Below are 12,591 nucleotides of genomic sequence, written 5' to 3' on the forward strand. Positions count from 1 at the left end.
CCGTGATTGAGGTGCAGATGGTCTCGTCAGATGTCGCCAGTCGATACTTGACCCGACGAATGGCTGCGCTCTTGCTTGGTGCTACTATCTTCAGTGCATGCGGGTCGCCGGTCGCGGCGCCGCCAGCCACAGAGAGTTCGGGATCGGCGGAGACACCGATCACGCCCGTCGCGACCGTCGCGAAGGATGATCGCATTATTCCTCCCCCAACCCCAGATCCCGCCGCGCCATTCCACTTGTCAATGACGGGGCTGCTCGCGACCCGAGAGCCATTGACTGCGGAGGAGCTGGTCGCTCAGTACGACCTCATCGTAACAGGACGTGTTCAAGAGCTCCTGCCGGCGCAGTGGACGACTGAAGACGGGACGCGTCCCATAAACCCCTGGGAATCAGTGCCTAATCAGTACACCATTATCACGCCAGCGATCATCTTTCTTGACGCACCACCAATCGTAAATCGCGATCGCATACCACCAGATACCATGACGCTGACTGTAGCGTACGAAGGCGGACGCGTGGGGAACGACAGCGTCGAGCCGCTCGTGTGGACAGATCGGCTAAACGTTGGCGACCACGTACTGCTCGCGTTATCCGACTATCGCGCCTTCCTTGCGAACCAGCGGACTATGTTCGCTACCCCGAGAGGCCCGGCATGGAACCTCGGGATGACGTATCACCTGACAGCCGATGGCAAAGCCATTTCGTTTCTCGGAACACAGTCAGCGGCTGATTTGCTCGTCGCGACTCGAAGCGCAGCCCCTTCACCATCTGATGGGGTGACGCCGACTCCGTAACATAAGATAGTCAGGAGTACGCGTGATGTGCTGCGACGGAAAGACTCGAGTTGTCACTGCAATCACAGTGTTGTGGTTCTTGTCAATCTTCTTCTATTCCCTTTCAGGAACAGCACATGCTTACTCCACGGGGTATCGTTGGCCCCAAGGTACAAGCGGTATTTACTTCAGCGTCGCTCCTTCGCTCGCCAATTCAATTGGCTTGTCAGGACAGCAAGCAGCCGTCGAGCAAGCGATCCAAAACGCTGCTGCTGAATGGTCCAAGGCGGCCCGGCTATCCATCGTGTACAATTCCGGAGCCTCATATTCGGTGACCGCAAACTGGCTATCCAGCACATTCTTGGGAATCACTTATTATGGAACGAGTGGGTCAACGCTACAATCCGTCCGTACCGAAATGACCACTAACTCTGCCTGGATGCCTTGGCATCTAAATGCAACACAACCGGATGTATACAAGGTAATGCTCCATGAATTCGGGCACTGGCTAACGCTACTGGACCATCCTCAGAATATGTGGGATGGTGCGTATGGTGCCGTGATGTGGTATGGCGCAGAGAAGAGCGCGCTATACATTGACGACAAAGAGGGTGCTACTAACATGTACGGGATTTGGTCCAAATTCGAAGTATCACAATATATAGGGTTGTATCAGGTCCCGCCGACGTACTCTATTGGAGTTGCCAGTTTCGGTAACTGTGGAACAGGTGCTCCAGATTATTGGACGTACAATGTTAGCTCTGAGGGGATTCCATCATCTCCCAGCGGTGGCAGAGTGATGCGGTTTCGCGGATGTGCGACATCAAACGGGTCCACGCCAAACTATGCATATTTACCACTAGCTAGCTATGAGCGTGACTCGAATGGAGAAGATACGAGCGGCCTTCGTTCGCCATGTGGCAGCCCATGCTGGATGAAGATAACGAGCGGCACCCATCTACGATGGGAGCAGTATAACGCAACGAAGTGTACCGTCACTTTCGACCTGGAGTTCACAGATGGGTCAAGCCTTCGTGACTCGGGCCTATACGATAGCGCCGGTAGGAGCGTGCATCCAACGAATCGCACTTGTGTCGTCACACCTCAGGGGTCGTGGTATTCAGTTGATATCGATCTTAGCCCGCTCGCTGGGAAGACGATCAAGCGTTGGCTCTTGGTGTACGACACGCCGCTAGATTCTGGAACGTGGCGGAGTTACTTCGACAACGTGCGAGTGACGTACTAGCCAACTGAGAGCATCGACCGGGATTCGTCCTCATCGCTTCGTTCGCCAGGACAAGTGGATGTGCTCGTGTCGGCGTCACTACGCATCGTCAGATCTCCACGGAATAAGCCCCCCGGCCAAGGGCGGGCCGGAGGGCGTCGTTCATGTCAGGTTTGGCGCTGGTGGATTACCAGCGGTCGTAGCTGCGCGATTGGCGGCGCGACTGGAAGCAGTCGGAGCAGTAGACCGGCTTGCCACTTGTCGGGACGAACGGGACCATGGTCTCGCGGCCACAGCTGTCGCAGACGGCCGGATGCATGACGCGGTCGCCGCGCGGGGCGCCGCCTTCGGAGCGGTAGCCACCGCCAGCGTTGCCACCCTGGCGGGACGCCTTGGCGGCGCGCCTGCAGTCTGGGCAGCGGCTGGGCTGGTTGGTGAAGCCCTTCTCCGCGTAGAACTCCTGCTCACCGGCGGTGAAGACGAACTCCTGGCCACAGTCACGGCAGGTCAGGGTCTTGTCGGTGACACTCATCAGCGTGTCTCTCCTCGATAGGTGTGCCGTCGTTCTCTCGACGGCGTCTCGTAGTACTCCCGTGGCTCACGTGATTCAGCGGGAGAGGCCTCGGAGACACGCCCTTGTTGTCACCGTGATCTTCGCGCGGAATTCTATGATCCAGCCTCCTAATTCTATCATCCCAATGCAATACCCTGCGCCGACCTGTCCACTGGCTTAGAGCGACAACTGCCCACCCGGCCGGCCCCGACTCGAATAGATAGCGAGTATGATTCTCCGTCTCCGGCCCGACCGGGCCGACGCGCCGAGGAGGCCCTACCATGCGCCACGGGATCGTCTTTCCGAACACCGATGTCCGCACCGTCCCCCAGCTCGCCGCCGAGGCGGAGCAGTCTGGTTGGGACGGCGTCTTCGTCCCCGATTGCATCAACATTCCCGCCAGTAGTCCGGAGATCGGCTTCGACCCGTGGGTCACGCTGGCGGCGGTGGCGGCGCGGACGAGCCGGGTCGTGCTGGGGACGATGGTCACGCCACTCTCGCGCCGACGGCCGTGGAAGGTCGCGCGGGAGACGATGACGCTCGATCATCTGTCGGAGGGGCGACTCGTGCTGCCGGTCGGTCTTGGCGCGTTGGACGATGAGGGCTTCGGCAAGGTCGGCGAGGCGACCGGCACACGGGAGCGTGCCGAGTTGCTGGATGAAAGCCTGGCGATCATCGACGGTCTCTGGAGCGGCGAGCCGTTCAGCTTCAGCGGCAGGCATTACACGGTCGGTGAGACGACCTTTTTGCCGAGACCAGTTCAGCAGCCGCGCATCCCCGTCTGGGTGGTTGGCGCCTGGCGGCGCGAGCGCTCGTTGCGCCGGGCGATCCACTGGGACGGGTTGCTGCCGAACGCGCTCACTCCCGAGGGCACGCATCGCGAGGTCACGCCCGGCCTGCTGGCCGAGATAGCCGCCTGGGTCGCCGAGCATCGCGCGGCTGCCACGCCGTTCCACGTCATTATGGAGGCCAGCACGCCGGCCGACGACGCGCCGAGAGCGCGCGAGGTCGCCCGTGAGTGGGCGGACGCGGGCGCGACCTGGCTGCTGGAATCTTTCTGGACCGGTCCGAACGACGTCGACACGCTGCGTCGTCGCATCCAGGCCGGCCCGCCGAGCGTCGAGTGAGACGCGGCACGGCTGGGCTAGCCCAGTCCCTCGACCTCGTCGGCGATCAGCCGGCCGATTTCCAGCGACGAGGTTGCCGCTGGCGAGGGCGCGTTGCGCACGTGCAGCACGCCGTCGGCATGATCGAAGACGAAGTCATCGACCAGCGTGCCCTGCGGGCTGAGCGCCTGGGCGCGGACGCCGGCCGGGCCCGGTAGCAGGTCCTCCGGCTCCAGCTCGGGGATGTAGACGCGTAACGTCTCCAGGAAGCGCTTCTTCGACAGGTCGCGGGCCATCTCGCCGAGGCCGGTGCGCCAGTGCTTGCGGGCGAAGGCGCGGAAGCCGGGGTTGCGGGCCATGTCGGCCAGGTCGTGCCGGTTTGCGTCGCGGAATGAATACCCCTCGCGGGCGAAGGCGAGGACGGCGTTCGGCCCCAGCCAGACATCCCCGTTCATCCGCGGCGTGAAGTGGACGCCGAGGAACGGGAAGCGTGGGTCCGGCACCGGGTAGATATTGGAATGCACGAGCGCGCGCCGCTCGGGCCGCAGGATGTAGTAGTCGCCACGGAACGGGACGATGCGCGGGTCCTCAGCGCCGCCAGTCATCCGGGCAACACGGTCGGACTGCAGGCCGGCACAGGTCACGACGAGCGCGGCCTCGATGTCGCCTCCGGTCGTCGTGAGGAGTGTTCGTCCGTTGCGCCGCTGGATGGCGGTGACCTCGTGGCCGGCGCGGATATCGCCGCCCAGTTGGCGGATGTCGTTGGCGTAGGAGAGGGCGACCTGCAGATAGTCTACGATCCCGGTGTTCGGCGACCAGATGGCGCGGATGCCGCGGACGTGTGGCTCGCGCTCGCGCAGCTCGTCCTGCTCGATCAGCCGCAGACCGGGAACCTGATTCTCCTGTCCGCGTTCGTAAAGTGCCTGCAGGCGGGGCAGCTCGGATGGGCTTGTGGCGACGATGACCTTGCCGCAGCGCTTCCAGCCGATGTCGTTCTCGTCGCAGTAGCGCATCATCGCCGCCGCGCCGGCGACGCAGAGGCGTGCCTTCAGCGAACCCGGCACGTAGTAGATGCCGGAGTGGATGACGCCGCTGTTGTGGCCAGTCTGATGCTGGCCGATTGTCGCCTCCTTTTCGAGGAGGATCAGGGACGTGCCAGGCCGGCGCTGGAGGATCTCTCGGGCGGCGGCCAGGCCGACGATTCCGCCACCGACGATGACGATCGTCGCGATGCCATCCAGCATCGTCGCGGTGGCCGGCAGCGTGGTCGTCGTCCGTCCCTCGACCGCGATTGTCGTGGTCGTCCCGTCATCAGCCATTGCAACCCTCCACCCCTCCGACCAGGCCGATTGTCCTGCCGGGGATGATACCGCCTGGGGTTCGAACGATTGATTCTGGGCAAAATGAAGCGGTAGAGATGGAGGCACCCGATTCCATCTCTACCGCATCGAAGGGGGCGTAGTCCCCGAACCAGTGTCTCCCCTCCTGGTCCGGGAGCGCCTTCTGTGTGGGATACGGACGCGCATCCGATCACCAGGTGATCTTTGCTCGTCCTGCCGAGACTGTATACGCTTGCATACCCCGGCCGCTGTGAGAAAAGTCACTACTTGTATCGCAGTATGACCGATGACTGGGCGGACTGGAAGGGCCTGGCGCCGGTTGACACGAAACTGTAACGCGCTTGTGCTTTTCGTCACGAGTGTGTGATGCCTCCGACTCTACCCTTCAGACAAATAACTGGCTCCACGAAGCGTATCGCTCAGGATGCCTGACATCCGGTAAGGGCCGGATGGTGAATGAGGCGGGACTGACGCGATGGTATGTGAAGGGGGATATCCGATGTCGGATCCATTCAACCGGTCGCGCGTCAACCGCCGTAACCTGCTCAAGGGAGTCGGCGCGGCGGCGATCCTGGCGCCGGCCGGTGGCGCTCTGCTGGCGTCGTGCTCGATCGGCGGCGGCGACAAGAAGAAAGAGGAGAACGGGAATACCGGCGCGGGTGTCCCGAGCTCTGTGAGCGAGATCGCCGAAGCTCGTGGCCTGACGCCGGACGATATCACCCGCGCGGTCAAAACCTACGTGCCGGGCGGCAAGCACGACGAATACATGATCTTCGCCTCGGGCGGCCACGGCGGGCAGGTGCTCGTTATCGGCGTCCCGTCGATGCGGCTGCTCAAGCTGATCGGAACCTTCACCCCGGAGCCGTGGCAGGGATTCGGCTTTTCGGATGACACGAAGGCCGTGCTTGCCGAGGGCGCGATTGATGACAAGGTGCTTGGCTGGGCCGACACCCATCACCCGGGCCTCAGCGAGACGAATGGCGAGTACGACGGCCAGTATCTGTTCATCAACGACAAGGCGAACGCCCGGTTGGCCGTGATCGACCTGCGCGACTTCGAGACGAAGCAGATCGTCAAGAATCCGCACTTCATCAGCAACCACGGCGGCGCCTTCGTGACGCCGAACACCGAGTACATCACCGAAGGCGCGCAGTACGCCGTGCCATGGGGCTGGGAGTACGCGCCACTGAGCGACTACAAGACCGACTATCGCGGGGCGATGTCGTTCTGGAAGTTCGATCGCGAAAAGGGACGACTGGATCAGTCCAAGTCGTTCACCGTCGAGGTGCCACCCTACTGGAACGACCTGTCTGACTGCGGTAAGGGCCCGAGCGAAGGCTGGATGTTCTCCAATACCTTCAACACCGAGCTGGCGATCGGCGGCAACCGCGCCGACGGCAGCCCGTCGGTCCCGCCGGTCGAGGCCGGCGCGTCGCAGAACGACATGGACCTCATGACGATCATCGACTGGAAGAAGGCGGAGAAGGTCTTCGAGGACGGCAAGGCCAAGGACCTCAAGGGGATGGCCCTGATCGACATGAAGACCGCTGTCGCCGAGGGCATCCTCTACCAGGTGCCGGAGCCGAAGAGCCCGCACGGTGTTGATGTCACCCCGGATGGCAAGTTCATCGTTGTCGCCGGCAAGCTGGATCCGCACGTCACGATCTACAGCTTCGAGAAGATCCAGGCGGCGATCGCCAAGGGCGGCTTCGAGACCGATGTGTTCGGCGTGCCGGTCCTCAAGTACGAGGACTGCATGGAGGCGCAGGTCGAGCTGGGCCTCGGTCCACTGCACACGCAGTTCGACGACCAGGGCTATGCGTACACCAGCCTCTTCCTCGATAGCGCGATCGCGAAGTGGAAGCTTGGCGAAGCGGGCAAGCCGGACACCTGGAAGATGATGGACAAGCTCTCGGTCCACTACAACGTCGGTCACCTGAGCGTCTGCGAGGGCGACACGGTCAAGCCGAAGGGCAAGTATCTGATCGCGCTGAACAAGTGGGCGATCGATCGCTTCACCCCGGTCGGCCCGCTGCACCCGCAGAACTTCCAGCTGATCGATATCACCGGCGAGAAGATGGACCTGCTCTATGACAGCCCGATCGGCGTCGGCGAGCCGCACTACGTCCAGACGATCGCGATCGACAAGCTGAAGGTCTGGACGACCTACCCGGAAGTGGGTTGGGATCCGATCGCCCAGGCGCCGTCGCCAGTCGCAACGCTGGCCGGCAAGGAGTCGGTCGAGCGAGACGGCAACAAGGTCACGATCAACATGACCTCGATCCGATCGCACTTCACCCCGGACACCATCGAGGTGAACAAGGACGACGAGATCACGTTGCATATCACCAACGTCGAGATGGCTCAGGACTCGACACACGGTTTCGCCTTCCCGGGCCAGCACATCCAGCTCAGCATCGAGCCGGGCGAGACGACAACAGTGACGTTCACCGCCGATCACGCAGGTGTCTACCCGTTCTACTGCACCGAGTTCTGCTCGGCGCTTCACCTGGAGATGATGGGATACTTCGTCGTCAAGCCGGCGTAACCACGACATTCGGGCCGCCGGGGATCGCCCGGCGGCCCACCACACCGTCGCGGGTGTGTATGGGGTTGTGAAAGGGATTCGACATGGCTCAGGCAATGCACTCAGCATCCACCAAGCGGGAGTTATCAGCGGTGCAACGGCGCACCGAGGCCAAAGGGATCAGCATGTCTCGCGCAGACCTTCTCCGTCTCGGCGGGCTCAGCCTCGCCGCGGCGTTGCTCGTGCTCACGATCTTCCTGCCCTACTGGTCGATCACGCTGCACGCGCCACAGTACCCGAAGGGGTTGACGATCAACGCGTTCGTCCACGAGATGCGCGGTGATGTCTCCGAGGTCGATGGCCTCAATCACTACATCGGCATGATCAAGCTCGAGACAGCGGCATCACTGGAGCGCACCGTCTCCCGGATTGCGATCCCGATCATTGCCCTGCTCGCGCTGCTGTCGTTCTGGGTCCAGGGTCGCTGGCGCTGGCTGCTGGCCACGCCGGCCATCATCTATCCGGTCATCTTCGCGATTGATCTGTTCAGCTGGCTCTACTATGCCGGCCATGCTCTCGACCCGAAGGCGGCCCTCAGCTCGTCGATTCACCCATTCACGCCCACGATCCTCGGCACCGGGATCATCGGCCAGTTCAGCACCGTCGCATCGTTCGGAATTGGCTATTATCTCGCCGTGCTCTCTGCGATCATCGTGTTGGCCGTGACAATCCGAGGACGGTCACGCGATGTCAGCCCGAGCTAACACCCCCATCGTCCGAGTCGCGTTCGCCCTTGTCTTCCTGCTGTCACTGGTCGCCGGTATTCTGCCGGCGCCAGTCGCGGCGGCGGCCGAACCAGACCTGATCGTCTGCCAGACCTGCGATATCTCCTCGCTCGCTGACGCGGTGGCCCAGGCGCCCGACGGCGCCCGGATCGAGGTTCGCGGCGGGGTCTACCCCGGGCCGATTACGATCACCCGCGATGTCGAGCTGATCGGCGTCGACCAACCGGTCATCGATGGCGGTGGCAAAGGCACCGTCGTTCACGTGACCGGCGCGACAGTCACCATCTCCGGCTTCACCATCCGCGGCACCGGGACGACGCTCGACCACGAGGACAGCGGCATCCTGGTCCAGAAGGGGCACGCAACGATCGTCGACAATGTCGTCGAGGACAGCCTCTTCGGAATCTACCTCAAGGAATCTCACGGCAGCATCATCCGCGGCAATATCATCCGCTCCAAGCCCTTGCCGATCGCCCTGCGTGGCGATGGCCTCAAGGTCTGGTACAGCGATGACATGCTGATCGCAAACAACCAGGCGGACGATGGCCGGGATGTCATTCTCTGGTACTCCAACCGCGGGATTGTCCGCGATAACGAGTTCAACGGCGGTCGCTACGGCCTGCATCTCATGTTCAGTGATAGCGCAACGATCGAGCGCAACTCGCTTTCGCAAAACTCGATCGGCCTGTACATCATGTACAGCCGCGACGCGCTGGTTCTGGGTAACACGCTATCGAACAACAAAGGTCCGAGCGGTGGCGGGTTGGGGCTGAAGGACGTCGACGGATTAACCGTCCAGGGCAATCGGTTCGTGAACAACCGAATGGGCGCCCAGGTCGACACCTCGCCCCGCGAGCCGCATATCCAGCACTACTGGATCGGCAACGTCTTTGCCTACAACGAGGTTGCGCTCGGGTTCATGCCATCAGTGCAGCGCAACACGCTGACTGAGAACTCATTCATCGACAACATTCAGAATGTGACGATTCTCGGCGGCGGCGAGTTGAAGGACATCACCTGGTCGGCCGACGGCAAGGGCAACTACTGGAGCGACTATGCCGGCTACGACGCTGACGGTAACGGTGTCGGCGACGTGCCGTACAAGTCGCAGCAGTTGTTCGAATCGCTGATGGACGACCACCCACAACTACGACTATTCCTGTTCAGCCCGGCCGCAATGGCGATCGATTTCGCCGCCCAGGCCTTCCCGGCCGTCCGGCCGCGCACGCGCTTCGTCGATGATGCGCCGCTGATGTCCCCGCCGGCCATTGCCGAGCTGCCACAGATGGCTGCCGCGTCGACCGGCCAGCGGCTGGCGAGCGGGCTCGTCTGGCTGCTCGTTGCCGGCGGCACGCTCGGGCTGATCCTGTCGATGCGTCGTCGGACGATCGTTTCGGCGTCGCCGATACCCGTTGAGCCCAGGGAGGCACCCATGAATACACCAGCGCCGGCCGTTGCCGTTGCGCCACCACCCCCGGCCCGGAAGTCGGCCGATGCCGCTGTCGACGTCCGCGGTGTGACCAAGCGTTACGGACGTGTTGCGGCGGTCGATGATGTCAGCTTCGAGATCGAGCGCGGCGAGGCAGTCGCCCTCTGGGGCCCGAATGGGGCCGGCAAGACGACGATCTTGCGTTGCCTGCTGGGCGTCGCTCGCTATACCGGAGATGTCCGTATCGACGGGCTCGATCCGGCGCGCGACGGCCGGAACGCGCGTCGGCATATCGGCTACGTCCCCCAGGATCTGGCGCCGTCGGCGATGACGGTCGAGGAGATGATCTCCTTCATCTCGTCGCTGAAGAAGACGCCTGCCGCAGAGGGCATGGCCCAGCTGGAGACCTTGGGAATCGCCGACGCCCGCGACAAGGCGCTCAGCGCACTCTCCGGCGGCATGAAGCAGCGTCTGGCGCTGGCGCTGGCGCTGATCGGCAGCCCGTCGATCCTGCTGCTCGACGAGCCGACCGCCAACCTGGACGCGGCCGGCCGCGCCGAGCTGCTGGAGTTGTTGCGGGAGCTGAAGCATGGCGGCAAGACGCTGGTCTTCTCGTCGCACCGTCCCGACGACATTCTGACACTGTCCGACCGCATCCTGATGATCCGCGATGGACGCCTGGAGCAGTCGATGTCGCCGGACGAATTCTCGGCTGAGATCGGGAGCGGCACACGGCTGGTGATGACACTGGCCAACGGCCACGCCCGCGAGGCGGTCGAGACGCTGGCCGAGCTTGGTCTGGAGCCGGATTCCGCCGGCAAGCGTGTTGTAGTAACGATCCAGAGCCGTGAGAAGGCGCGGGTGCTTGCGGCGCTCGCCCGGAATGGTGTTGAGATCGACGACTTTGAGCTGGAGCGAGGGTCATGGACTGGTCAGCAGTAGTTGCTATTGCCAGCCGCGACGCCCGGGCAGGGCTGCGCAATCGCTGGTTCATCCTGTACGCGATCGTTTTTCTGGTCCTCAGCGTGGGGTTTTCCTGGGTCGCCCTGGCGGGAACCGAGCTGACCGGCCAGGCTGGCTTTGGCCGCACCTCGGCCGGCCTGCTGAACCTGATGTTGCTGATGGTCCCGCTCATCGGTCTGACGATCGGCGCGCAGGCGATCGTCAGCGATCGGCAGGATCGCAGCCTCGAATACCTGCTGGCCCAGCCGGTTTCCCCGGCCGAAGTCTATGTCGGGAAATACCTGGGCGCGGCGTTTTCGCTGGTGGTGCTGCTCGTCTTTGGCTTTGGCTGGGCGGGTGTGATGTTGGCCCTGCGGGGCGCCGTCGGTAGCCCGGGCGACTTCATCCTGCTGGTTGTTCTGACCGTGCTGCTGGGGCTGGGGATGCTCAGTGTTGGCTACCTGATCTCGAGCTTCTCTCCGCAAACGGCAGCGGCGCTCGGCATTGCGGTGTCGCTCTGGCTGGTCTTCGTCATCATCGGCGATCTCGGGCTGATGGGTAGCTCGCTGGTCATGCGGCTCCAGCCATCGACGTTGCTGATGGCGACGCTGATGAACCCGCTGGACACATACAAGATCCTCAGTGTCGACTTGCTGCAATCTTCGATGGAAGTGCTCGGCCCGGCCGGAGTCTATGCGATCGACCGGTTCGGGGCAGCGCTGGCCCCGGTTCTCCTGGCGGCTGTATCGCTATGGATCCTGGCGCCGCTGCCGATCGGCTACTGGCTGTTCAGAAGGGTAGACGTGCGATGAGCGGACGTTGGTTGCGAAGCTTCGGGTTGATCGCGATACTGACGAGCGCAGCGCTCGTGCTCGCTTCCTGCGGCGGCCAGGTGAAGGCCGACCAACCACCGAAGATCAAGTTCGGGGTGGACACTTGCAGTCGCTGTCACATGATCATCTCGGAGGAGAAGTACGCGGCGGGACTCGTGGCCGCCGACGGGCAGGAATGGACGTTCGACGATACCGGTGAGATGTTCCTTACCATCAAGGAGGAGGGGCTGAAGGACCGGCGAGCCTGGGTGCATGATTTCGACTCGGCCAAATGGATCGATGCGACCACAGCGTTCTTCGTCGATTCTCACGATATCATGACACCGATGGGCATGGGCGTGGTAGCGTTCGAGCAGCGCGAGGCAGCTGATAAGCTGGCCGCTGAAAAGAGCGGCACCGTGCGAGACTGGAGTACGATGCTCGTGGAATGGGAAATGCACGGGCATCATTAGGAGCGGGGCTTCTTCCGTCGCGGGTGTGAAGCAGTCGCAGTGGTTGGTTGGAGTGAAGGGTCGTAGGACGATGAATCGAATTCTGGCGGTTCTTGCCATTATGCTGTTGCTGGTGGTCGGCGTCGCATGTGGCAGCAGCGAAAGCGCGAAGCCGACGGCGACAGCTGGCAGCGGGTCGGCGGCGACACAGCCGAGCGGCGGCGCGGCGACGCAGCCAAGTGGCGGCGCGGCAACCCAGCCAAGTGGCGGCGGAACGCTGCCCGCTGGCAACGCGGACAATGGGAAGGCCCTGGCAACCAGCCTCGGCTGCGTGGCATGCCACTCGACCGACGGCTCGAAGCTGACCGGCCCGAGCTGGAAGGGTCTCTACGGCAGCCAGGTGGAGCTTGAGGGTGGCACGACCGTGACGGCCGACGACGCCTACATCCACGAGTCGATCATCGACCCGAATGCGAAGGTCGTGAAGGGCTATGCGCCGATCATGCCGAGCTTCGCCACCCAGGTCGATGATCAGAAGGTCGCCGACCTCATCGCCTATATCATGACGCTGAAGTAGTCGCGCTCTACCCGTTTCGTTGACACTGCGACGGATCACGCCCCGGCCAGAGCGGTCGGGGCGTTTTTTC

At 62.8% G+C, this 12,591-nt stretch carries 9 protein-coding genes; 7 read left to right on the forward strand and 2 right to left on the reverse strand.

All coding sequences use genetic code 11. The features are described from left to right. Positions 1–2,185 precede the first annotated feature (2,185 nt). The gene (locus V9F06_02530) at positions 2,186–2,530 is read right to left on the reverse strand and encodes a zinc-ribbon domain containing protein (GenBank protein MEI2616503.1); all 345 of its coding nucleotides are present in this window, start codon (positions 2,528–2,530) and stop codon (positions 2,186–2,188) included. A gap of 302 nt (positions 2,531–2,832) precedes the next feature. Between V9F06_02530 and V9F06_02535 the strand changes: the two genes are divergently transcribed. Next, positions 2,833–3,678: an LLM class flavin-dependent oxidoreductase gene (locus V9F06_02535; protein ID MEI2616504.1), complete on the forward strand. Its 846-nt coding sequence runs from the start codon at positions 2,833–2,835 to the stop codon at positions 3,676–3,678. Positions 3,679–3,695: 17 nt separating this feature from the next. Here the strand turns inward: V9F06_02535 and lhgO are convergent, their stop codons facing one another. Next, positions 3,696–4,976, reverse strand: a complete 1,281-nt coding sequence (gene lhgO, locus V9F06_02540) for an L-2-hydroxyglutarate oxidase (protein MEI2616505.1) — start codon at positions 4,974–4,976, stop codon at positions 3,696–3,698. Positions 4,977–5,496: 520 nt separating this feature from the next. Between lhgO and nosZ the strand changes: the two genes are divergently transcribed. The 6 genes from nosZ to V9F06_02570 all read left to right on the forward strand — a co-directional run bounded on the left by nosZ (position 5,497) and on the right by V9F06_02570 (position 12,521). Next, entirely contained in the window at positions 5,497–7,545 is a 2,049-nt protein-coding gene (nosZ, locus tag V9F06_02545; GenBank protein ID MEI2616506.1) for a Sec-dependent nitrous-oxide reductase, read from the forward strand. A 164-nt stretch (positions 7,546–7,709) separates the two neighbouring features. Next, complete coding sequence (locus tag V9F06_02550; protein MEI2616507.1) at positions 7,710–8,288, forward strand: cytochrome C; 579 nt, start codon at positions 7,710–7,712, stop codon at positions 8,286–8,288. After that, positions 8,272–10,680 (forward strand): nitrous oxide reductase family maturation protein NosD, encoded by a 2,409-nt coding sequence (nosD, locus tag V9F06_02555; protein MEI2616508.1) that lies wholly within the window; start codon positions 8,272–8,274, stop codon positions 10,678–10,680. Before V9F06_02550 ends, nosD begins: the two co-directional genes overlap by 17 nt. Next, the gene (locus V9F06_02560) at positions 10,662–11,492 is read left to right on the forward strand and encodes an ABC transporter permease subunit (protein MEI2616509.1); all 831 of its coding nucleotides are present in this window, start codon (positions 10,662–10,664) and stop codon (positions 11,490–11,492) included. Before nosD ends, V9F06_02560 begins: the two co-directional genes overlap by 19 nt. Continuing rightward, positions 11,489–11,965: a nitrous oxide reductase accessory protein NosL gene (locus tag V9F06_02565; protein MEI2616510.1), complete on the forward strand. Its 477-nt coding sequence runs from the start codon at positions 11,489–11,491 to the stop codon at positions 11,963–11,965. The genes V9F06_02560 and V9F06_02565 overlap by 4 nt, the downstream gene beginning before the upstream one ends. Before the next feature lie 70 nt (positions 11,966–12,035). Then, positions 12,036–12,521, forward strand: coding sequence for a c-type cytochrome (locus V9F06_02570; GenBank protein MEI2616511.1), 486 nt, complete (start codon positions 12,036–12,038; stop codon positions 12,519–12,521). The last annotated feature ends 70 nt before the right edge of the window (positions 12,522–12,591 follow it).

This window comes from Thermomicrobiales bacterium (genome assembly GCA_037045155.1).
In the GTDB taxonomy this organism is placed as follows: domain Bacteria; phylum Chloroflexota; class Chloroflexia; order Thermomicrobiales; family CFX8; genus JAMLIA01.